A 21,153-nucleotide genomic window follows, 5' to 3' on the forward strand; every position below is an offset into this window, starting at 1 on the left:
GGGCGGTGCGTATCTCCGGGGCGAGGATCGGGTCATGACGCAATCACCAAGTGACGTCCAGTTCCTGCACGTTGACGAGGTCGACGCCGTGGAGGTCTTTCCCGGGATCGTCCGGCGTCGGCTGCCAGCGACCGCGTGGGCCCGCGGCTGGATGTACGACTTCGCCGCGGGGACCGAATGGCCCGAGGACGACCTGCACGACGGCGAAGAGCGCTACTACGTGATCCGGGGCGAGTTCATCGACCGGGGACAGCGGCTCGGTCCGGGCAGCTACGTCGTGTTCGCGCCGGGCAGTCGGCACCGCCCACGCACCGAGACCGGCGCCCGCATGCTGGGCATCAGCATCCTCACCCACTGATCACGACGAGACGGGCCATCATGCAGAAATCACCGATCACCAGGGTGAGCGAGGCACGCGTACGCCCTGAACTCTTCGAGGCATTCCACGAATGGATCGTCTCCGCGGTCCGCGAGTTCCCCTCCCGCCATCCCGGGCTCCTTGACCACGAAGTGCTGCTCGCGCCGCCCCACTCACTGCTGTACGTGAGTCGCTGGCGCAGCGAGGAAGACCTGGTCGGCTACGCCGGCGAGCACTGGCGTCACCAGCCCGTGGTCCTGCCGGGCGAGAACGAATACCTCCTCGCACCACTTCAGGTGCGGCACTTCACGCGCGCGGCTCTGGGCTGACTCGGCCCACCTCGACGCAACTCAGACCGCCTCGATACCCTGCGCCACCAACCGCTCCCGCACCGCCTCCCACGACGGGTCGACGGGATGCAGAGCGTGCTCTCCCACCCCGACGTCCTTGAACCCGCTGGAGGTCGCCACACACACCACCGGGCCCGACACCTCCTCGGCGAGCGAGCGCAGTCCGGCCAGGCCGGCAGCGGCCGACAGCTCCAGCCACAGGCCCTGGCCGGCCAGTTCCGCCTGGGCGCGGCGCAGTGCGGCGTCATCGACCAGGAGCGCCCGGCCCCCGCTGCGCTCGAGCGCCAAGACGCCGCGGTAGCTGTTCACCGGACAGTCGATGCCGTACGCATCCGTCCTGCCCACCGCCACCCTGGTGGCCGGTACTCCCAGGCGGACGGCAGCCGCCAGCGGGCCGCCCTCGGCCGGCTCGCAGCTGTACAGCGGCGGTACGCGGTCGATGAGCCCGAGCCGGTGCAGTTCGGCGAAGCCCTTGCCGATGCCGAAAAGCAGCTCGCCGTATCCGGTGGGCACGAACACCGCGCCCGGCACGCCCACTTCGGCCGCGATCTCATAGGCAACCGTCTTGTAACCCTCCGGCCCGAACGCGCTGCCGGTGTGGAACGGCGTCAGGTTGCTGACCGGGTGGAACGGCGTCAGGTTGCTGACCGGGTGGAAGCCGAAATGATCCACGATCCTCTCGGTCAGCGGCCACCGCTCCTCGGCGGGCACCGGAAGCACCACCGCCCCGTACGCGGTGAGGAACGAGCCGACCGCGGGCGGCAGTTCGGCCGAGGCAAGCACCACACAGCGCAGCCCGGCGCGGGCCGCGTACGCCGCGGCGGAAGCGCCGTGGTTGCCCGAGGACGCCACCACGATGCCGGGCGCGTCGACGCCCACCGCGGCACTGACCGTGCAGCGGTTGAGACGGTCCTTGTGACTCCAGGTCGGGTTGCGTGACTCGTCCTTGACGAGGACTCCGTCGCCGATGTCGATCAGCGGGGTTCCGCCCTCACCGAGCGTCGGCACGAGCAGTGGGGGCAACAGCGGCGCCCACCGGTCCAGGCCTCGGCCGGTGTCCGCTCCGGTAGCACCCACCAGAAATCCGTCCGGCACGCGCGCGTAGTCGTAGTCCACGTCCACCGGGTACGACATCTGCCGGGTGCTCGTGCGCGGGCAGCCACGGGTCAGCGGCGGCCACAGCGGATAGAGCTGCTCCGGGTCGCCGAGGGAGCGTTGGGCGCGGGCGAGGGACACGGATGCGGCGGGGGATGCGGATGCGGACATCGTCATGCCTCGGAGCTTAGGGAACGGCGTTCCCGGCCGACGTGTGCGCCACGTCCGGCGTCGAGCCGTCACCGTGCGGGGTGGCTCAGGGTCCAGCCGTCCGGCAGGTCGTTCGCCGCGATGGTGAAGGTCGCCAGGAAGTACTCCGCCTGGTCGCAGTCCACGTTCTCGGCGCCGGTGAGCGACGCCGAGACGGTCGTGCCGTCCACTTGAAGCCGGGCCCCGGTGTTCTGACACCCGGACAGGACGAAGGCCAGGCCGACCTCGCCCTTGGCCGGCTGCGCGCTCAGCGTCTTGCGGGCCTGCGGCAGGTGATTCACCTGGGCCGTTTCCAGGTGTGCGTACATCCGGTCCGCGTGCCCGTGCGGGCCGAGCCGAGTGGGCCGCAGGTCGCCGGTGCCGGGCCGGAAGGGCGGGATGTACGGCGTGGTCACCGTCGGGGACGGACTCGTGGCCGGCGTTCCGGACGAGCTCGGCGGACCCGACGGGGACGGTAGTGGCAGGCCGTTGTACGGGCCCAGTTCGACGAAGGTGGTGCGTGTGCCCTGGTCGTCGCCCGGCCCACCGCCGAGGTCGCCGCACCCGCACAGGGCAAGCGCGAGGGCCGCGCCGGGCAGTATTCGTGTCAGTCGCTGCATGTCACGGTGACGCGGCCGGGACGGAATCGGTTCGGGCATGCCGTCAACGCGTACACGGTTACGTGTACTTGGCCACTGCGGCGGACAACTGCTCCTGGACGATTTCCGGTAACGGGGTCCCGGAAGTGGAGTCCAGCACCTGTTCGGCGACGCGGTGCAGTTTGATGTTGGCGTGCTGGGACGTCTCGACCAGCACGCGCCAGGCGTCGTCGGGGCTGATGCTGAACGCGGCGACGAGGATGCCGCGAGCGACATCAATTGTCCCGCGGCTCTGCAAGGCCCGCCGCAGTTGCATGAGTTCGATCCGCAGGTCCGCGTCCGGGTCGCTGAGGTCCACTGCCGCGGGGTTGGCGTCATCGATCGTCGCGGTCGCGGGCTGGTGAAGCACCTGTTCGCCGACGCTCAGCAGGATGTTGACGGCAGAGCAGCTGCAGAACTCGACACCGTTGAGGTCCAGGCCGATGCCGGTCTCGGTCTCAGTACCGGAAGGGAAAGAGCCCAGGGCGTGCAGCAGTTGGTGACTCGCGGCGAGGTCCAGATCGCCGGCCACGCTGACGACCACCCGGTCACCATCGGCGCGCCGAAAGAGCGTCAGCCCGGACAGCTGGTGCACGTCGGTCGAGGCTGCCAGCTCGACGCAAGAGCTGTCCTGACCAGCCGTGGGCTGTGGAAACGCTGACATGGCCATCTCCCCTGCGCGCATGGGCAGTTCGTCCCTGCTAGGGTCGCCGCACCCGAGACACCCGTCAAGCGATACAGGAAGTTTGGTTCGGGTGTTTTAACACACGAATCAGCGAGCGTACGATGCGGTCATGGGTGGAGTGCCGGAACCGCACACAGGATGGACGTTCATCACCAACCACGCACGGGTGCTTGCCGCCATCGCCGACGACCAGAACGTGCGGATCCGCGACATCGCCGCGCACTGCAGACTCACCGAGCGGGCGGTCCAAAAGATCATTTTCGATCTGGAGGAGAGCGGTTTCCTGTCACACACCCGCGAAGGGCGCAGCAACGCCTACCGGATCGAACCGGGCATGGAACTGCGCCATCCCGCCGAGGCCGAGGCCGGCCTCACCGTGGCCTCCCTCCTCGCTCTCCTCGTACAGGACGAAGCTCATCGCACCGACTGGCCCGTCCGCGACGACGTGCCCGCCGACGACCACCACTGAGGACTCCCCGCCGACGGGGCCTGCCCCTGCGGAATTCTCCATGGCTGCTACACGCCGCCCGGTACGGCCGAGCCGCCGGCGTCCTGCCAAGTCGTCCCGAATCTCGCGAGGCAGTGCCACACCTTCTTGACCGCCTGGGGGTCGTAGCGGCCGGTACGCGCAGCATCGCCGACGATACGGGGATCGAGTACGCCATCGGCCGCGATCCGCGCGCCCAAGTCGACGTACTCCTGGCCGCGGTAGCCGGGATGGCGGCGAAGTTCCTCGACGGCGAGACGGAAACCGGGGTGCCATTCCACCGGGCAGCCCAACCGCAGGGCCGCGGCCTCCACCGCCGTGCCTCGGTAGCAGGGATCCAGGACCAGCGCCTCCACCTGGCCGCTCAGTCGCACCGGTCCGTGCACCTGCGCCTCGATGTAGTCGTCCAGGGCGTCCGTGTCATCGGCCAGGGCCTGCTTGATCAGTCCCATGCTGCCCGCGACACCGAAATCCGCGGGCTCCAGAAAACTGTCCGGGTAGCAGAACGTGGTCCGCGCCAGTGTCTCGACAGCCAGCCGGAAATGGGCCGAGCCGAACCGCGGCGCCCCGCCGAACGGCCTGCGACGGAAGTTCAACGCCCCGTAGACGGGCCGCTCATGAGCGGGTGCTTCGTCGTAGGCCCCATCGAAGATCCGGCACTCCCAGCCCCATCGATCGCCTCCGGGATGCGCGGTCAGTCCGCCGTTGCTGGTGCCCGTGACGAACTGCGAGCGGTATACGCCGTCCGCGGCCATGGACTCCAGGATCGCCGTGCCGTGCAGCAGACGGTCCGGGTGGAAGTTGAGTGTCACCCGCAGCGCAGGGTCCAGGGCAGGGCCCGACGCGAGCTCCGCGACATGCACCAGGGCTCGTTCCTGCGGCGTACGGGAGGCTGCGGAGCTCATCCGCTCAGTGTTCCCCGAGCCGATCAACCGGCGCACGGGGATTTCCCCGCCGGGCGGACCATCCCTCACAGCATGCTGAGTGCCTGCATCGCCTCGCGTTCGATGCGCGCGAGCTCGTGGAGGACGGCCCCTGCCTGCATGAGGTGCTTCTCGTCACCGGATTCACCTGCTGTCGCAAGGAGGGCGGCCACCCGCGTCCAGAGGGCGGCGGCCTCGGCGTACAGGCCGTGGCCGGTGCGCAGGTGGCTGCTGTCGATCAGCTCGGCGCACTCGGCGAGGAAGTCCCGGTAGAGATTGCGGAACAGGGCGCCGCCGGTGCCGGCCCGCTCCATGAGGACGGCGGCCCGTGGCAGGTGCTCGCGCGGACTGCCGCTGCGCTGCAGCCACTTCGGCACTTGCCTGGCGGTCTTCTCGATGCCCCGGTGGCCCAGGTTCGCGATGGGTGGGTTCAAGAAGGCGTCGGCACAGGCTTTGATCGCGGGAATGATCCGGTCCTGCGGTGAGATCACGTTGCCGGGCGCCGTGATGGTGAAGGAGCGGTGCCTGGCGCTCATGGGGCCGCGCTCGGCCCTGGCCCTGGCCAGGGCGGCGAGGCCGGTCGAGACGGCGCCGCCCTGCGGGGCGGTGTCCACCAGGTAGGCGTCCTTCTCGTCGTAGCCGTACATGGCCACGACGTGCCCGGCGAAGTGCACCTTGGTACTGAAGTAGTCCAGGTGGTAGCTGTCGAGTTGAAGGCCGACCGGCCGGCCGGCGTCGATGGGTGCCGCCACGTTCTGCCATGCCTTGCGCGGGGAGGTGGTCTCCTCGACCCGCAGCTCGAGCCCGAGTCCGGCGGTCAGGTTCCTGGTGAGCTCGAACGGCTTGACCCGGCCGCCCAGGAAGGGAAAGTCCATGGCTTTGCTGTCCCAGTAGATGAAGGACAGCCCCGAGCCGAGCCCGAACAGCATGGGCTCGGACAAGTCGAGGCCCTCGTGCCGCAGCAGCACGCCCACAGCAGTCGTCTCGCAGTGCTGCATGCCGCGCCCGTCGATGCCTTTCACCGTGGTCATGGCGCTCATCCTGCCCCCTCCCCCTCCTCCGCCCGCAGGGCCGTCCTCACGGTGGAGGCCGTTCGGGGAGTGAGTCGCGAGGCTTTCTTGATTAATGTTGATCTTTTATGGAATGTGATGATCTGCCAGATATTTTCCATCGGAAGTGAGTTGGGTATGCGCAGATCATTCTTGGGCGGTTCGGCGATGACGGCCTGCGCCGTGCTGGCGCTCGCTCCGCTGCCCGGCGCGGCCGCGGCGACCGGACCCGTGCCAGTGGTGGCCGCTGCGGCCGGCAGCACCTTGCCGGCCACTTCTGCCCGGGTGGACCCGCCGCCTCCGGACCCGGCGATGGAGCAGCAGATGAGACACCAGGGCGAAGGCTTCCGCACCTTCGGCAAATTGGGTGGCGCGTACGCGGACACCTCGACCTTCGCCGGAGAGGTTCTCGACGGCAAGGTGAAGCCCGACGAGGCCGAGGCGAAGCTCGCCAAGGTGGACGAGTCGCTCGACAATCTGCTGGCGTTCGCTCCGGGAGGGTCGATCGCCCGAAGCGGCACGAACCCCGTACTGGCGGGGACAGTGGATGCCATCAAGAAGGAGGTCCGCAAGATGCACGAGGCGCGGACCAAGGGTGACTACGGCGTGGTCCTCGGCAGCAGCGCGGCACTGACCACGCAGCTCAGTCTGCTGGCCGCGGCGTGCTTCACGTCCTTCGGGGTCAATCTGGCGCAGCAGATCGTCGAAACCATCTTCCAGACGCCGAAGCCTCCCGAGCAGACACCACCCCAGCCGCAGCCCAAGGCCCAAGAAGCACCCGCCGGGTGGTCCTGGAACGGGGCGCCGTCCCCGCGAGGGCAAAGCCGCTGATCCGAGGTCGCGCAGTTCCCCACCCTCGGCCGGGCTGTATTCCTCGGCCGGGGGCGTCTGTTGTGGCCGACCACTCCGCCGGTGTCCGCCCGGGCCTCCCCAAACCTCCTTCTCCCAGGCCATCGCCCGTCTGCGCGGTTCACTTGTGTCACCTCCACGGCTGTCGTCCACTCACGATGTGGATCACGAAGATGGCAGCATGCCTCCGGGCCTCGATCCGAGGCTGTTCGACGACACCGTGGCAGCGGTCGCCCTGCTGGCCGGCCCGGAGCACCGCCTGCTGTACACCAATGCCGCCTTCGCCAGGATGCTCGGTGCCCGGCCCCTCGGCCTACCGGCCCGCAAGGCGTTTCCCGAGGCTGACGCCGAGGAATTCCTGACCGTCCTTGACGACGTACGGGCCACCGGGCGTGCACGTCAGCTGACCGACTCCCGCGAGCCCGATCCCGGTGCCACCGAGCAGGCCCGGTACTTCGTCTACTCCTGCAGCCCGGTGACCACCGCGCAGGGGCCCGGCGTACTCGTCGTGACGATGGACACCACTGCGGAGACATGCACCCTGCAGCGCTACGAGGCGCTGGTCTCCGCAGTCACGCAGATGGTCTGGGTCATGCACCGCGACGGCACCATGGACGAACTCGTCCCCGGCTGGGAGGAGCTGACCGGCGTCCCCTGGCATCCGATCGCGGACGAGAGCTGGCTCGCCCATGTGCACCCCCGGGACGGGGCCAGAGTCACCCAGGTGTGGAAGGACGCCACCACCCAAGTGACGTCCGACATCGTCGAGTACACCTTCCGCGTGCGGACCGCCGACGGTTCGTACCGTCACCTGTACACCCGGGCCGTGCCGGTCGTGCGCGACGGTCAGGTGGAGGAGTGGGTGGCCGCCAATCTCGATGTCGAGGACACCTGGCGTGCCTGGCTGCGGGAGCGGCTGATCACCCAGGTGGCCGCAGTGACGGGCCCCGGCCTCAACGACGCGTTCGCCGAAGTCGTCAAGGTCGTCGTCCCCGAACTCACCGACGCCTGCCTCATCCTGCTGCTGTCCCACGACACCTGGCCGCTGCCCGAACACGCCCGGGTCACCGCCCGGCGGGTGGCTTCGGCGACCCGTCCGGGACTCCCCGCGCCGCCTGCGCTGCGCAATCAGTCCGTCCTCGTCGCTCCCGCCCTGCGCGAGATCCTCGACAAACGCATCCCCCGCACCTTCCGCTTCCCCGCCGGTGGTCCCGTCCCGCCCCATCTGCTTCCTGCGGTCACCGAACGGTGGCTGGCCGCGACGGGCGCCACGAGCCTGACCCTCGTTCCGCTCGCCGTCGACGACGTCGTCCTCGGTTACGCCGCCACCAGCACCAACGGTGACACCCCGATGCCCGGGCCCGCCGACATCGAGCTGCTGCGGGACGTCCTCCACCACGCGCAGCAACCCATCCGCAAGGTGCTTGACCTTCAGCACGCCCGCCGCACGGCCCTCGGGCTGCAGCGGGCCCACCTCACCCGACCGCCCGACGTGCCCGGCGCCGAACTGGCCGCCTCCTATCAACCGGCAAGCTCCGCGGACGAGATCGGCGGGGACTGGTACGACGCGTTCCTGCTGCCGGATCAGACCCTCGTCCTGGACGTCGGCGACGTCGCCGGGCACGACCTCACCGCCGCGACCGCCATGGGGCAGATGCGCAGCATGCTGCGCGCCCTGGCCTACCGCGGCGGACCGAAGGCGGCACCCGCAATGGTGCTCTCACGCCTCGACGAAGTCGCCGACGGCCTGGGCATCACGCCGTTCACCACCGCCGTACACGCGCACTTGACCCGGCAGCCGGCCGGCACCTGGCTCCTGGCCTGGTCCAACGCGGGCCATCCGCCGCCCCTGTTGATCCCGCACGACGGCGATCCCCGCTACCTCACCGGCACCGGCGAGGATCCGCCCCTGTGCGTGGCTCCGCGGCTGCTGCGCAGTACGCACACCTGGACGCTGCAGCCCGGCGACACGCTGCTGCTGTACACCGACGGACTCATCGAAACCCCCGGCGCCTCCCTCAGCGACGGCCAGCGCGAGCTCGCCAGGACGGCCGCCCACCATCGCCACGAGCCGCTCCCGGAGCTCCTCTGTCTCCTGCAGGACCTGTCCGACGATCGTGACGACGCCGCCATGATCGCCTTCCGCACGGGCGTTCCCGGCGGGACGGCCGATCCGGACGAAGTCTGAGGTGAACGCCCGGGCCGGCTGCGTCACTTGAGGTCTTGGGCGTGGGCGTCCGGCTGCCCCGGCCACGGACCGGAGAGCGCGGTGAGGCTCGCCGTGTCCTGCTTGCCCAGCCAGGCGTCCAGGTCCGTCAGCCCGGGGTACAGGCGGCGCAGCATCGGGATGTCGGCGCGCCAGCCGCCCCGGTCGTTGCCGAAGTCGTAGCCGGCAAGTCCGTCGGGGTCGCCGCCGACCAGCGCCTCGCGGGAAACGGCGCGGTAGGTGAGGAGTCGGCCGGCCCTGCGGCCGAGCGCGGCAACGATGTCGGGCATGGTCAGCTCGTCGCCCGCCAGTTCCAGCGCCCGGCCGACGTAGCGGTCGGGATCGGCGAACGCGAGCGCGGCGAATGCGCCGATGTCGTCCACCGCGACGAGTTGCACGGGAGTCTCCGGTCGGAAGACGTCGGCCAGCACTCCGTTGCGTACGCCGAGCCGTGGGTCGGTGTGGTTCTCCATGAACCGGACCGGCCGCAGGACGGTCGCGGGCAGCGCGCGCTGCGCGATGTGCCGCTCGATGTGCCACTTGCTCTCCCAACGCCGCACGCCGGTGGCGCGGTCCGCACCACCGACCGAGCTGTAGACGAGGTGTCTTACGCCGGCCTCCGCGGCACAATCGGCGACGTTGAGGCCCAGTCGGATCTCGTCCTCGGTGGCGAAGTCGGACGGCGTGCCGGGGTATCCGGCGGTCGGCTGCACGCTGAACACCCCGTACGCACCGCGGGTCGCGGCGTCGAGCGAGGCGCGGTCGCCCATGTCCCCGGTGACCGTTCGGGCTCCGGCCCGCTCCAGGGCGTGCGCCGCCCGCGTTCCGGGATCCCGTACGAGCGCGCGGACCTGCCATCCCGCGGCGAGCAGATGACGTACGACAGCTCCTCCCTGCGCTCCGGTCGCCCCCGTCACCAACACGTCCTTGTCCATCCCGGCCCTCCCTCTCGGCATGCCACGCACTAATTGGGGAGAGTCCCCAGTTACGCGTCCGGTAACATACGGGGAGTCTCCCCACTTAGCAAGCGAGGTCGTCCGATGCCCCCGACGCCGAGGGACCGCCCCCTGCGGGCGGACGCACGCCGGAACCTGGAACTGCTCCTCGGCGCCGCCCGCGAGGTGATCGCCGAGCAAGGGCCCGACGCACCCATGGACGAGGTGGCCCGCCGCGCCGGAGTCGGCAACGCGACGCTCTACCGACGCTTCCCCACGCGCCGCGCACTGTTGGAGGCCGTCCATCAGGAGCGGATCGAGGCACTGCACACGCGCGCACAGGAACTGCTGTCCGCAGGCTCCCCCGGCCAGGGCCTGGAGCTCTGGCTTCGCGAGCTGGTACGTCACGGAAGCAGCTCGCGAGGCCTCACCGCCACGCTCACGGCCGCGTTGCGCGCAGAACCGGGCGGCGCGCCCTCCCGCTGCGGCGAACTGGTCGACGGAGCGGCTGCCGCGTTGTTGCAGCGCGCCCAGGCCGCCGGCGAGATCGATGACGGCGTGACCACGGGCCAGGTGCTCAAGCTCGTGAACGCGATCGCGTTCGCCACCGAGCAGGACGGCGAACCGGGGCGACAGGCCGATCAGTTGCTCTCCCTCCTCATGAACGGCCTGCGCCGCCACACCTCCTAGCGAGCCGAGCCCTCGCCGCGACGGCGGACAGCCGGGCGCGCGGGTCAACGCCCTCCGTCAGACCCTGCGCACCTTCCGTCAGACCTTGCGCCAGCGCGCGCTCGCCCAGGAGAAGACGCCGAAGGCCGCCAGACCGAGCGCCACCAGCGACAACAGCCAGGGCCCTGCGGGAGTTTCAGTGAAGGAGCGCAGTGTGTCGTCCAGCCCCTTGGCCTTGCCGGGCTCCTGCTGGACGGCCGCCGCGACGGCGAAGGCGCCCGCGACAGCGAAGACGACGCCCCGGGCCGTGCCACCGAAGATCCCGAGGAAGTCGACGACTTGGCGGGTCTTCTTCGACATCTCCGACATCTTCAGGTGCTTGCGGAACTTGCGCAGGAGCGCCCGGACCGCGAGCCACACACCGGCCACCACCAGGGCGGCACCGGCAATCCCGACGATCCACTGTCCGTGGGGCCAGTTCAGCGCCTTGGCCGTGACGTCCCGCGAGCTCTTGTCCGAGCTTCCGCTGCCGCTTTCCTTGTCCCCGGCCGCGTACGCCAGCACGGAGTACGCGACGAATGCGTAGAAGACGCAACGGGCCGCGGCCATCGCCCGCTTGCCCGCCTTCCCGCCGTCCGGTCCCTCCTGCCCGAAGGCCGCCTGGGTGAGCCGCCACAGCGCCATGCCGGCCAGAGCTGTTCCCAGCAGCCACAGCAGGGCCGTCCCGAAAGGCTTGTCGGCTATTGCCGCGATCGCACCGCCCCGGTCCGCCTGTTCGCCGCCGCCGGCGAAGAAGGCGATCCGCAGGGCGAGTACGCCGATCAGTACGTAGACGACTCCCCGTGCGACGAAACCCGCACGGGCACCCGCCGCGACCGCGTCGCTGTTCGCTACGCTCCGGGCCCGCCCGCGTCCGCGCGCCCTGCGCCATCCAGTAGCCATGCCGTACCGGATGCCCCCGAGAAGGCAAGCAATACGCCTCCCGTCGCATTCCGCAATAACTCCACATTCTGGGGCAGTTTCCTGAAGATCCCAGGTAAAACAGCGATACCCGGGTGGGCGGCGGCGCTGACCCGCCTTGCGCCACAGGCGAAGCCTCATGGCCGATTCAAGAGGTAACGATCTCCCAGCCGCAATCTTCTTGCAGGATTTGCGCTAGCCTTGCGCGCATGACGCGACGACTTGCTCAAGTTGCCAAGAAGGTGGGGGTCAGCGAGGCGACGGTCAGCCGTGTCCTCAATGGCAAGCCCGGTGTCTCCGAAGCGACACGACAGTCCGTGCTGACGGCGCTGGACGTCCTCGGATACGAGCGGCCGACGCAGCTTCGAGGGGAGCGCGCGCGCCTGGTCGGCCTGGTCCTACCGGAGTTGCAGAACCCGATCTTCCCCGCGTTCGCCGAGGTCATCGGTGGCGCGCTCGCCCAGCAGGGGCTCACGCCGGTCCTGTGCACACAGACCAAGAACGGCATCTCCGAAGCGGACTACGTGGAGCTCCTGCTCCAGCAGCAGGTCTCCGGCGTCGTCTTCGCCGGTGGCCTCTTCGCGGAGGCCGACGCACCGCACGACCACTACCGCCGCCTTGCGGACCGCAACATCCCCGTGGTCCTCATCAACGCGTCCATCAAGGGCATCGAATTCCCCTGCGTCGCCTGCGACGACGCCGTCGCCGTCGAGCAGGCTTGGCGTCACCTCGCCTCGCTCGGGCACGAGCGGATCGGCCTGGTCCTCGGCCCCGCCGACCATGTGCCGTCGCGTCGCAAGCTGGAAGCGGCCCGCGTGGTGGCGAAGGCCGCGGGCATGAAGCTGGACGACAAGTTCGTCGAGCGCTCGATCTTCTCGCTGGAGGGCGGCCAGGCCGCCACCACGCGCCTGTTGGAGCGCGGGGTCACCGGCATCGTCTGCGCGAGCGACCCGCTTGCCCTGGGGGCCGTCCGGGCAGCCCGGCGCCGGGGGCTCTCCGTACCCTCCGAGCTGTCCGTCGTCGGGTACGACGACTCCGCCTTCATGACGTGCACCGAGCCGCCGCTGACCACGGTGCGCCAGCCGATCGAGGCGATGGGCCGCGCGGCCGTGGATCTGCTGTGCGCCCAGATCCAGGGGGGCCAGGCCCATCCCGGCGAGCTGCTCTTCGAGCCCGAGCTCGTCGTGCGCGGGTCGACCGCGCAGTTGCCGGTCGCCTGACTCCCGCACGGATCGCAGGGCGCCGACGAGACATGGAGCCCCGTTCCCCGCTCCTTCGTGGAGCGGGAAACGGGGCTCGCGCCGATGGTTGAGGCGGCGGTTCAGGTCCGCAGCCACACCGCCGTGTCACTCGGCAGTCTTCCCGCCGCGTCGAGCGGCCCGCTCGCGAAGATCAGTCGCTCGTGCGACGGCAACTCGGCAGGCCCGTCGGAGAGGTTGACCGCGCAGACCAGACCGTCGGCCCGGGCGAGGGCAAGCACCCCGTCCGCGGCCGGCAGCCAGGTCATCGGGCCGTCGCCGAAACCGGGCTCGATCCGGCGCAGCCGCAGCGCCTCGCGGTAGAGGGCGAGCATCGACTCCGGGTCGGCGCCCTGGCGGTCGACGGCGTAGTGCGCCCAGTCTGCGGGCTGCGGCAACCACGGTTCGGCGCCGGCGCCGAAGCCGCAGTGCGGTGCGTCGCCATCCCACGGCATCGGCACCCGGCAGCCGTCGCGGCCGGGATCGGTGCCCCCCGAGCGGTAGTGCATGGGGTCTTCGATGCGGTCGAGCGGTATGTCCGCCTCGGGAAGGCCCAGTTCCTCGCCCTGATAGACGTAGACCGAGCCGGGCAGGGCCAGCGTGAGCAGGGCGGCGGCGCGGGCGCGCCGGGTGCCCAGGGCCAGGTCGCTGGGGGTGTTGTACGTCTTCGTCGCGAAGTCGAATCCGGTGTCCGTACGGCCGTAGCGCGTGGTCGTACGGGTCACGTCGTGGTTGCAGAGCACCCAGGTGGCCGGGGCCGCGACGGGCGCGTGCTCGGCGAGGGTGTCGTCGATGGTGCGGCGCAGCCGGTCGGCTTCCCAGGGGCAGGTGAGGAAGTTGAAGTTGAACGCGGTGTGCAGCTCGTCGGGCCGCAGATAGCGGGCGAAGCGCTCGGCGTCGGGGAGCCAGACCTCGCCGACGAACACGGCCTTGTACTCGTCGGCGATCGCGCGCCAGGACCGGTAGATGTCGTGGAGCTCGTCCTGGTCGATGTACGGGTGCGGGTCGACACCCTCCACGAAGTCGGGCAGGTCCGGATGCTTGGCGGGCAGCGCCGCGGAGTCGATGCGGACGCCGGCGACGCCGCGGTCGAACCAGAAGCGGAGTATCTCCTCGTGTTCCCTGCGGACGTCGGGGTGCGACCAGTTGAGGTCGGGCTGTTCCGGGGTGAACAGGTGCAGGTACCACTCGCCGTCGGGGACCTGTGTCCAGGTGGTTCCGGCGAACTGCGACGGCCAGTCGTTCGGCGGGAGTTCACCGTTCTCGCCACGGCCGGGCCGGAAGTGGAACAGCTCGCGCTCGCGGCTGCCGGGGCCCGCCTCCAGCGCGGCACGGAACCAGGCGTGCTGGTCGGAGACGTGGTTCGGGACGATGTCCACGATGACCCGGATGCCGAGGTCGGCGGCCTCCGAGATCAGCTTCTCGGCTTCGTCGAGGGTGCCGAAGGCCGGGTCGATGGTGCGGTAGTCGGCCACGTCGTAGCCGCCGTCCACGAGCGGGGAGAGGTACCAGGGGGTGAACCACACGGCGTCGACGCCGAGTTCGGCGAGGTACGGCAGATGGGCACGGACGCCCGCGAGGTCCCCGGTGCCGTCGCCGTCCCCGTCCGCGAAGCTGCGTGGATACACCTGGTAGATGACGGCGTCGCGCCACCAGTTGTCGGTGCGGGATGAGTGGAGAGCTGCCACGGGACGGTCCTTTCGGGCAGGTGGGACCCCGCCGCCGGCCGACGCGGGGACATGGAAAGAACGGCCGGCGGCGGGGTGCTTGCGGTGAGGGGCGTGGTTCGGGACCGGCGCGGCGCGCGCCGGCTTCAGCCCTTGAGGCTGCCGGCGGTGAGGCCCGCCATGATGCTGCGCTGGAAGAGGAAGAACACGATGATCATCGGGACGCTCGCGATGACGAGCCCCGCCATGATCTGGTTCTGCGTCACCGCTCCCGCGGTCTGCGACAGGCCCACGCTGATCGTCATCTTCTCGCTGTCGGGCAGGACGAGCAGCGGCCAGACGAAGTCCTTGAAGACCATGACGACGGTGAAGATGGACACCACGCCGAGGATCGGCCGGGAGATGGGCAGGATGATCGACCACAGGACGCGCCACGGGGGTACGCCGTCGATCTCGGCGGCCTCAAGGAGTTCGTCCGGGATCGAGTCGAAGAAGCGCTTCAGCAGGAAGATGTTGAAGCCGTTGGCGGCCACCGGGAACCAGATGGCCCAGGGCGAGTTGAGCAGCTGCCAGCCGAAGATCGGTACGTCGGTCACCGTGATGTACGCCGGGATCATCACGACGATCGGCGGGATCATCAGCGTGGCCAGCATGCCGGCCAGGATGGCGTTGCCGAACAGGGGCCGGAGCTTGGACAGCGCATAGGCGGCGGAGACGTCCACCGCGAGCGCGAAGAGCCAGGCTCCGACGGCGTAGAACAGCGTGTTCTTGAGCAGCAGCCCGATGTCGAAGAGTTCCCAGGCATCGGTGAACACGGAGAAGTCGGGCGACTCGGGGAACAGGGTGGGCGGCATCTGGGCGAGTTCCTCGCCCGTCTTCATCGCGCCGGTGACCATCCAGTACAGGGGGAACACGAACACCAGGGTGAACACGACGAGGATGCCGGCGAGCAGCGCCCAGTAGATCTTCCGGCCCCAGCGGGACTTCAGCTCCAGCGGGGAGACGATGGTCCTGGCATGACCGTCGGCCCACGCCCCCCGGCGCCTCTTGCCTCTCTTGCGCTGCGGCGGCGCCGCCTTGACCGCTTCCGGCGCCTCGGGCCGGACGGTTGTGTTGAGCATGGTGCCTACCTCTTCTCGTCACGGGTCAGCCGGAGCTGTACCGCGGCGACGGCCAGAAGGACGATCATGAGCATCAGGCCGAGCGCGCTGCCCGCCCCGTAGTTGCCGCCGTAGACGAAGGCGTACTGGTACATCAGGTAGGCGACGGTGACCGTCGCGTTCTCCGGCCCGCCGCCCGTGAGCATGTACGGCTCGATGAACACCTGCATCGTGGCGACGATCTGCAGCATCAACATCAGCAGCAGGATCAGCCGGGTCTGCGGGATCGTGACGTGCCAGATCCGCTTGAAGATCCCGGCGCCGTCGAGCTCCGCGGCCTCGTACAGATCACCGGGGATGTTCTGCAGCGCCGCGAGATAGATCAGCACTCCGGATCCCAGGTTCATCCAGGTGGAGACGATCACCAGCGAGATCAGCGCGGTGTCGGTGGAGTCCAGCCAGGCCAGCGGCGGCAGTCCGATGAAGTCGAGGACCTGGTTGAACAGTCCCGGCCCGGGATCGTAGAACCAGCGGAACAGCAGGACCGACACGATCGGCGGGAGCATCACGGGCAGGTAGACCACGAAGCGGAGATACGCGCGGGCGTGCCGCAGCTCGTTGAGGACGACCGCGACCGCGAAGGGCACCAGGTACCCGCAGACCAGCGCCAGCAAGGTGAAGGCCAGCGTGTTGCGCCAGGCCTGGCCGAACGCGGGATCGTCCACCACCGTACGGAAGTTGTCCAGGCCCACCCAGGTCGGGTCGTCGACGAGGTTGGTCTGCTGGAAGCTGAGAATGACTTCCTTGACGATCGGCCACCACGCGAACATCGCGAAGCAGAACAGCGCGGCGCACAGGAATCCGTACGCGGTCAGGTTGTTCCGCACCGCCCGCTGCCGCCGTGACGGTGCCCGGCGCCGCGATGACGCCCTGCGCCGCGTCGCGGGCGGCTGCTTCGGTTCCACGGTGAGTGTTTCCATTGTGTTCTCCAGTCCCCGACTCCGGTTCCGGCTGCGACGGGGGGTGCCGCCCCCTGAACGGCACCCCCGGCTGTGTCGCCGTCAGCCGCGGGCCAGAATCCCGTTCGCCTTGGACTCGGCGTCCTTGAGCAGCTTGTCGATGTCGGCGTTCTCCCGGGTCAGGACCGCGGACATGGCCACGTCGAGGACCGCGTAGAGCTCCTGGGCCTTGGCCGGCTCCAGCTTGGGAGTGACCGCGCCCGAAGCTGCGACGTAGGGCTGGTAGTACTCGGTCGGGAGGCTGGCGTTGGCCATGCGCTCCTTCGCGATGGACTGGCCGGTCGGGGAGTCACCCATGTAGTCGTTGTTGGGGACGCCCACGGCCTCGCCGTTGGCCTTGCCCCGGGCGAAGTCGAAGCGGCCCTTGCCGGGCGTGTTGAACTGGAAGTCGATCCACTGCAGACCGGCCTTCGTCTCGGCCGCGCTCGCCTTGGGGTTGATCATGTAAGCCTCGCCGCCGGTCAGCGACGCCTTGCCCTCCGGGATGCCGGTGATGCCGAAGTCGTCGACCTTCCCCTGGAACTTCTGGACCACGTCGGTGACGACGTCCGGCGCGCCGAGCATCATGCCCGTCTTGCCGGCGGCCATCTGCTGCATCAGCGCCTCCCAGCCGATCAGCACCTTGCTGCCGACGCTCTTGTCCTCCCAGCGCATGTCGTGCAGGTTCTGCAGGACGGCCTTGCCCTCGGCGCTGTTGAAGGCGGCCTTGCCGTCGACGGCCATCTCGCCGCCCCGGCTGAATATGGACTGCGCGAAGTGCCAGCCGCCGACGTTGCCGCCGCCGTACTCGCCGTACCCGACGTAGCCGTCGCCGAGGTCCGCGATCTTCTTCGCCGCGGCCTGGACCTCGTCCCAAGTCTTCGGCGGGGCTTCGGGGTTGAGGCCGGCCTCGGTGAACAGCTTGCGGTTGTAGACCAGACCGACGCTGTAGCTGACGTTGGGAACGCCGTAGACCTTGCCGTCCTTGGTGACCATGTCCCGGACGTCCTGCTTGATGTCCCCGAAGTTCTTCACCAGCTTGGTGTCACTGGTGATGTCCTTCGCCTGCCTCTTGGCGATCACGTCGGAGTAGTTCGTGACGGGCACCATGAAGACCGTCTCCATCTGCCCGCCGGCCAGCTTCGCGGCGAAGGTCTTGGGGTCGAAGCATGGCTGCTGGTCCGTGCTCTTGACCGTGACGCCCGGATGCGCCTTCTCGAACGCGGCGACGTCGTCGTCCCACGCCTTGCGCTGCTTCGCCGCGGTCTTCGCCGGCTGACACGCCACGGTGATCGAAACGCCTCCCCCGGCATTGGAGTCGGAGTCTCCGCCGCAGGCTGTGGCGCTGATGGCGAGTCCTGTGGTGACAAGGATCGCGAGGTAACGGGGCTTCATTACGGCTCCTCTTGAGGTGACGCCCAAGCACTGCCCTGATTGCTGCGCAACCATAGGACGGGCTACAGAACCGCGCAAGATTCTGATTCATATTTGCAAGATTACGACTCCGTCACGAGACCTTCACCGTTGTCGACGGCAGGCTCGGACTGGCGCGCGCTGACATGCTGCGGAGTCGCAGCGCACCGCCCTGGGGGCGGTGCGCTGCGACTCCGCTTGCACTCAATACCTGTCAATCATTTGCGTATACGGCCCGAGGCACCTGCACAGCCCTCCTTGACGGTGAACTGCGAGCCGGGCTCGACCAGGATGTTCCCGTCCCGCGAATCGCTGATCGTCACGTTGCACAGCGTGGCGCTGCCGCGGGCACCGCCCATCGCGAGGACTCCGGAGCCGTTGTTGGACTTGGAGATCGTCACGCCGGAGATCTTCACGTCCGGCATGGCGCCGCCACCGGTCTTGAACTGGATGCCGTCGTACGTCGAGTCGTGGATATCGGTGTCGCGGATCGTGACGCCGGGGATGTCCGGACCCTGTGCGAACAGCGTGATGGCGCCGAACTCCTGGTCCTCGTTCCAGAACGCCCCGCCCGTGCGGTAGAGGCCGTTGTTCGCGACCAACGTCTGGCCGGTGAACGGAATCGGGTCGTGGTCCGTCGCCAGCATGATGCCGGGGTAGTTCATGGTGTCGTACACGAGGTTGTTCTCGATCTTGTTGCCGTACCCGCCGTACACCGCGATGCCGTTGGCCCGCCACGGCAGCTGCACGGTGTTGTTGCGGAAGGCGTTGTCGTGGCCGATGTCGACCGAGGTGTCCTTGACGTACTTGCTGGCCCAGACCGCCAGCGCGTCGTCACCGGTGTTGCGGAACGACGAGTTGAACACCGTGGAGTTGCGCGAGCCGTTGGTGAAGTTCACGCCGTCCGCGTAGGTGTTGCGGATGCGCATGCCGCTGAATTCCAGGCCGTCGGCCGGACCCCACAGCTCCGGGATGTTGCTGTAGTCGCGTCCGACCCAGACACCCACGTTGGCGTGCTCGATCCAGACGTTGTCGACCTTCGTGTTCTTGCCGAAGCGGCCGTTGAGACCGACGCCGCCCTCGGCGTTCCCGTCGCCGCCGCGGATGGCGCCCGAACCGAAGATGGCGATGTCGGAGATCTTGGTGTTGTCGTCGATGTCGAAGCCGAAGTTGCCCTCGTGCGGGTGGTTGATGCCGCCGGCCTCGTGCGGCGGGGTCAGCGTGTAGAGCTGGGAGTGCCACATGCCCGCGCCGCGGATCGTCACGTCCCGGATGCCGACCTGGTTGTAGTCTCCGCGGTTCAGCGGGTCGTCGGTGAGGATCTTCTGCTCCTGGCGCCACTGTCCGGCCGGGATCCACACGCAGTCGATCTCGCCCTTCTGGTCGGCGGTCACGGCCTTCTGGATCGCGTTCGTGTCGTCGATCCCGTCGTTGGGGATCGCCCCGTACTCGGTGATCGAGGTGCACCCGGCGGGCTTGCTCGCGGCCGGCGCCACCTGCTCCAGGTCGATCAGGTCGACGATGTAGTACGTGGCGTCGTCACCGGCGTCGCGCTGCAGGCGGAACTTGGTGCCCTGCGGATAGGTCTGCTCCAACAGCGCGTGCGACTCGTCGAAGAGCCGCCGTGCGTCGCCGCCCGGCGTGTTGGTCAGGCCCTCGGGCTGGTCGGTGTTGCCGTACAGCCAGCTGTGCTTGGAGGACAGGGTCAGCTTCTGCACGAACTTGCCGTCCGCGTAGAGGCTGAGGGTCTTCGACTGGCCGCCGCCGCTCGGGGCGTCGGGGATGGAGTTGCGTACGACGATCGAGTTGCTCGCGCTGGTGGAGGTGAACTCGACGTACTGGCCGGTCGAGTTGAGGCGAACCGACTTGCGGCCCGAGGACTCAGTGGCGAAATTGGTGTGGCCGAAGGTGCGCTTGGCGTCCGTCTCGAGGAGCGTGCCCTCGTACTTGGCGTCCTCGGCCTCGTACTCGACGTACGGCACGGCCGCACCGCGCCCGACCACCACGGAGCGCGCGAAGACGTTGTTGTTCTCGTTGGTCTCGGCGACCGTGTTCGTCGCGTCGGCGGTCGCGGTGAGGGTGGCGCCGCCGCTGGTCGCGGTCCAGCTGCCGCCGATGTCCACGGTGGCCGTCGCGTCCGCCGCGATCGCCGGAGCCGTTCCGTTCAGCGTGGCGTCGCCCACCGTGAGGCGGGTCACCGAGCCTGCGCTGACGCCGCTGGTGCCGCGGTTGTGGACCTTCACCGCGAAGGTGACCTTCGCGCCCACGGCCGGGTTCGCCGGGTTCGAGGTGATGCCGGTGACCTCCAGGTCGGGGCCCGGGCTCTGGCCGACCGTCAGTTTCGCCTCTGCGGTCAGGCTGTTGTTGTCGTCGTTCTGCTCGTCGACCGTGTCGCTCGGGTCGACGACTGCCGAAACGGTGTAACTGCCCTGGGGCCGCTTGCCGATGTCGACCTTGACGGTCTTCGACTCGCCCGCCGCCAGCGCGGGCACCGCGGCGCTGCCCGCGACCGTGCCGCCGAGGCTGACGTTCACCGTGGTCGCGGCCGCGGCCGCGTTCCCGGTGTTGCGGACCGTGGCGTTGACCGCGATCTCGTCGCTCTCCGAGGGCTGCTCGGGGCTCCAGGTGAGGTTCGAGACGGTCAGGTCCGGGTTGGGTGCGGGGGTGCCCATGACCTGCAACTCGGCGACCTGGCCGCCGTATCCGGAGCTGTTGCTGAAGATCTTCAGCTGTACGTCGGCGTAGCGGCCGGTGACCGGGATGGTCACGGAGTTCTGGTTCCCCGACGGGTTGAAGGTGTAGTCGGCCCGCGCCTTGAGCGAGCTGAAGCCCTGGGCGGACTGCTCACGCCCGAGCACCTCGATGCTCTGCGTCCGGGTCGACCAGGCCTGGTCGGGATTGAGCTTGACGACGACCGATGCGAGGTCGGCGTTCGCGTCCAGCTTCACGGTCAGCGTCGAGGGATGACCGCTCGACTCCCAGTAGGTGCTGGTGCTGTTGTCGTTGGCGTTCGTGGCGTAGTAGTTCTGCGTCGACGAGGACGCCTCGATCGGTTTGTTGACCGCGAGATTCGTGGGCTCCGCCGCGGGCCGCGGGGCGGCTGCCGCACCCGCGGTGCCGGGCAGCAGCCCGACGGTGATCAGCCCGGCCCCGAGCAGCACGGCGATCCGGCCCCGGGTGCGGCGGAACCGGCCCACGGTGGCGAACCGCTTCGCGGATTGTCTGCGACTCGTGGTGTGCGGCCGTCGGCTTCGTTGTTTCCATCTCATGGCATCGTCCTCTGTCCCTGGGGCGCGTTCGCGTCGTCGAGGTGCCTGGTCAGCGCATCGGCACGGCGAGAGCGG

Annotated in this window: 19 protein-coding genes; 7 read left to right on the plus strand and 12 right to left on the minus strand. The window is 69.1% G+C overall.

Annotated features, from left to right (window positions below; genetic code table 11):
* The first annotated feature begins 34 nt into the window (after positions 1-34).
* Both OG430_RS03710 and OG430_RS03715 read left to right on the plus strand, forming a co-directional pair.
* Positions 35-358, plus strand: coding sequence for a cupin domain-containing protein (locus tag OG430_RS03710; RefSeq protein WP_327350931.1), 324 nt, complete (start codon positions 35-37; stop codon positions 356-358).
* Between the two features lie 20 nt (positions 359-378).
* A complete protein-coding gene (locus OG430_RS03715; protein WP_327350932.1) occupies positions 379-687 on the plus strand; it encodes an antibiotic biosynthesis monooxygenase in 309 nt (102 codons plus the stop codon).
* A gap of 21 nt (positions 688-708) precedes the next feature.
* Here OG430_RS03715 and OG430_RS03720 read toward each other — a convergent pair whose 3' ends face one another.
* The 3 genes from OG430_RS03720 to OG430_RS03730 form a co-directional block, all read right to left on the minus strand.
* Complete coding sequence (locus tag OG430_RS03720) at positions 709-1,980, minus strand: threonine synthase (RefSeq protein ID WP_327350933.1); 1,272 nt, start codon at positions 1,978-1,980, stop codon at positions 709-711.
* A gap of 62 nt (positions 1,981-2,042) precedes the next feature.
* Positions 2,043-2,612: a hypothetical protein gene (locus OG430_RS03725; RefSeq protein WP_327350934.1), complete on the minus strand. Its 570-nt coding sequence runs from the start codon at positions 2,610-2,612 to the stop codon at positions 2,043-2,045.
* A gap of 58 nt (positions 2,613-2,670) precedes the next feature.
* Positions 2,671-3,315: an ANTAR domain-containing protein gene (locus OG430_RS03730; RefSeq protein WP_327350935.1), complete on the minus strand. Its 645-nt coding sequence runs from the start codon at positions 3,313-3,315 to the stop codon at positions 2,671-2,673.
* Positions 3,316-3,424: 109 nt separating this feature from the next.
* Here OG430_RS03730 and OG430_RS03735 point away from each other — a divergent pair, with 109 nt between their 5' ends.
* Positions 3,425-3,784, plus strand: a complete 360-nt coding sequence (locus OG430_RS03735; protein ID WP_327350936.1) for a helix-turn-helix domain-containing protein — start codon at positions 3,425-3,427, stop codon at positions 3,782-3,784.
* Positions 3,785-3,831: 47 nt separating this feature from the next.
* Here OG430_RS03735 and OG430_RS03740 read toward each other — a convergent pair whose 3' ends face one another.
* Both OG430_RS03740 and OG430_RS03745 read right to left on the minus strand, forming a co-directional pair.
* Entirely contained in the window at positions 3,832-4,707 is an 876-nt protein-coding gene (locus OG430_RS03740) for a DUF3626 domain-containing protein (RefSeq protein ID WP_327350937.1), read from the minus strand.
* 65 nt (positions 4,708-4,772) lie between these two features.
* Positions 4,773-5,756, minus strand: coding sequence for a BtrH N-terminal domain-containing protein (locus OG430_RS03745; RefSeq protein ID WP_327350938.1), 984 nt, complete (start codon positions 5,754-5,756; stop codon positions 4,773-4,775).
* Positions 5,757-5,825: 69 nt separating this feature from the next.
* Between OG430_RS03745 and OG430_RS03750 the strand changes: the two genes are divergently transcribed.
* Positions 5,826-6,605 (plus strand): hypothetical protein, encoded by a 780-nt coding sequence (locus OG430_RS03750; protein ID WP_327350939.1) that lies wholly within the window; start codon positions 5,826-5,828, stop codon positions 6,603-6,605.
* A gap of 199 nt (positions 6,606-6,804) precedes the next feature.
* Positions 6,805-8,811 carry a SpoIIE family protein phosphatase gene (locus OG430_RS03755; protein WP_327350940.1) on the plus strand — a complete coding sequence of 669 codons (2,007 nt, stop codon included), beginning with the start codon at positions 6,805-6,807 and terminating at the stop codon, positions 8,809-8,811.
* A 23-nt stretch (positions 8,812-8,834) separates the two neighbouring features.
* Here OG430_RS03755 and OG430_RS03760 read toward each other — a convergent pair whose 3' ends face one another.
* On the minus strand, positions 8,835-9,764 hold the full coding sequence (locus tag OG430_RS03760; protein ID WP_327350941.1) for an NmrA/HSCARG family protein: 930 nt from the start codon (positions 9,762-9,764) through the stop codon (positions 8,835-8,837).
* A gap of 105 nt (positions 9,765-9,869) precedes the next feature.
* Here OG430_RS03760 and OG430_RS03765 point away from each other — a divergent pair, with 105 nt between their 5' ends.
* Positions 9,870-10,454 (plus strand): TetR/AcrR family transcriptional regulator, encoded by a 585-nt coding sequence (locus OG430_RS03765; protein WP_327350942.1) that lies wholly within the window; start codon positions 9,870-9,872, stop codon positions 10,452-10,454.
* Positions 10,455-10,532: 78 nt separating this feature from the next.
* On the opposite strand, the gene OG430_RS03770 is transcribed toward OG430_RS03765, so the two are convergent.
* Positions 10,533-11,375, minus strand: coding sequence for a DUF1206 domain-containing protein (locus OG430_RS03770; protein WP_327350943.1), 843 nt, complete (start codon positions 11,373-11,375; stop codon positions 10,533-10,535).
* 227 nt (positions 11,376-11,602) lie between these two features.
* On the opposite strand from OG430_RS03770, the gene OG430_RS03775 reads away from it, so the two are divergent.
* Complete coding sequence (locus tag OG430_RS03775; protein ID WP_327350944.1) at positions 11,603-12,613, plus strand: LacI family DNA-binding transcriptional regulator; 1,011 nt, start codon at positions 11,603-11,605, stop codon at positions 12,611-12,613.
* A 101-nt stretch (positions 12,614-12,714) separates the two neighbouring features.
* Here OG430_RS03775 and OG430_RS03780 read toward each other — a convergent pair whose 3' ends face one another.
* The 5 genes from OG430_RS03780 to OG430_RS03800 form a co-directional block, all read right to left on the minus strand.
* Positions 12,715-14,319: a glycoside hydrolase family 13 protein gene (locus OG430_RS03780; RefSeq protein ID WP_327350945.1), complete on the minus strand. Its 1,605-nt coding sequence runs from the start codon at positions 14,317-14,319 to the stop codon at positions 12,715-12,717.
* Between the two features lie 125 nt (positions 14,320-14,444).
* Entirely contained in the window at positions 14,445-15,419 is a 975-nt protein-coding gene (locus OG430_RS03785) for a carbohydrate ABC transporter permease (protein WP_327350946.1), read from the minus strand.
* Positions 15,420-15,424: 5 nt separating this feature from the next.
* Positions 15,425-16,378, minus strand: a complete 954-nt coding sequence (locus OG430_RS03790) for a carbohydrate ABC transporter permease (RefSeq protein ID WP_327350947.1) — start codon at positions 16,376-16,378, stop codon at positions 15,425-15,427.
* 81 nt (positions 16,379-16,459) lie between these two features.
* A complete protein-coding gene (locus tag OG430_RS03795; RefSeq protein ID WP_327350948.1) occupies positions 16,460-17,791 on the minus strand; it encodes an ABC transporter substrate-binding protein in 1,332 nt (443 codons plus the stop codon).
* Between the two features lie 236 nt (positions 17,792-18,027).
* On the minus strand, positions 18,028-21,078 hold the full coding sequence (locus OG430_RS03800) for a CARDB domain-containing protein (RefSeq protein ID WP_327350949.1): 3,051 nt from the start codon (positions 21,076-21,078) through the stop codon (positions 18,028-18,030).
* Positions 21,079-21,153: the final 75 nt, after the last annotated feature.

Source organism: Streptomyces sp. NBC_01304 (genome assembly GCF_035975855.1).
GTDB lineage: Bacteria > Actinomycetota > Actinomycetes > Streptomycetales > Streptomycetaceae > Streptomyces.

Excerpts from the sequence above, each read along its gene's own strand:
- OG430_RS03710 (WP_327350931.1), top strand. The coding sequence starts at position 35 with ATGACGCAATCACCAAGTGACGTCCAGTTCCTGCACGTTGACGAGGTC.
- OG430_RS03715 (WP_327350932.1), top strand. The coding sequence starts at position 379 with ATGCAGAAATCACCGATCACCAGGGTGAGCGAGGCACGCGTACGCCCT.
- OG430_RS03720 (WP_327350933.1), bottom strand. The coding sequence starts at position 1,980 with ATGACGATGTCCGCATCCGCATCCCCCGCCGCATCCGTGTCCCTCGCC.
- OG430_RS03725 (WP_327350934.1), bottom strand. The coding sequence starts at position 2,612 with ATGCAGCGACTGACACGAATACTGCCCGGCGCGGCCCTCGCGCTTGCC.
- OG430_RS03730 (WP_327350935.1), bottom strand. The coding sequence starts at position 3,315 with ATGCGCGCAGGGGAGATGGCCATGTCAGCGTTTCCACAGCCCACGGCT.
- OG430_RS03735 (WP_327350936.1), top strand. The coding sequence starts at position 3,425 with ATGGGTGGAGTGCCGGAACCGCACACAGGATGGACGTTCATCACCAAC.
- OG430_RS03740 (WP_327350937.1), bottom strand. The coding sequence starts at position 4,707 with ATGAGCTCCGCAGCCTCCCGTACGCCGCAGGAACGAGCCCTGGTGCAT.
- OG430_RS03745 (WP_327350938.1), bottom strand. The coding sequence starts at position 5,756 with ATGACCACGGTGAAAGGCATCGACGGGCGCGGCATGCAGCACTGCGAG.
- OG430_RS03755 (WP_327350940.1), top strand. The coding sequence starts at position 6,805 with ATGCCTCCGGGCCTCGATCCGAGGCTGTTCGACGACACCGTGGCAGCG.
- OG430_RS03760 (WP_327350941.1), bottom strand. The coding sequence starts at position 9,764 with ATGGACAAGGACGTGTTGGTGACGGGGGCGACCGGAGCGCAGGGAGGA.
- OG430_RS03765 (WP_327350942.1), top strand. The coding sequence starts at position 9,870 with ATGCCCCCGACGCCGAGGGACCGCCCCCTGCGGGCGGACGCACGCCGG.
- OG430_RS03770 (WP_327350943.1), bottom strand. The coding sequence starts at position 11,375 with ATGGCTACTGGATGGCGCAGGGCGCGCGGACGCGGGCGGGCCCGGAGC.
- OG430_RS03775 (WP_327350944.1), top strand. The coding sequence starts at position 11,603 with ATGACGCGACGACTTGCTCAAGTTGCCAAGAAGGTGGGGGTCAGCGAG.
- OG430_RS03785 (WP_327350946.1), bottom strand. The coding sequence starts at position 15,419 with ATGCTCAACACAACCGTCCGGCCCGAGGCGCCGGAAGCGGTCAAGGCG.
- OG430_RS03790 (WP_327350947.1), bottom strand. The coding sequence starts at position 16,378 with ATGGAAACACTCACCGTGGAACCGAAGCAGCCGCCCGCGACGCGGCGC.
- OG430_RS03795 (WP_327350948.1), bottom strand. The coding sequence starts at position 17,791 with ATGAAGCCCCGTTACCTCGCGATCCTTGTCACCACAGGACTCGCCATC.
- OG430_RS03800 (WP_327350949.1), bottom strand. The coding sequence starts at position 21,078 with ATGAGATGGAAACAACGAAGCCGACGGCCGCACACCACGAGTCGCAGA.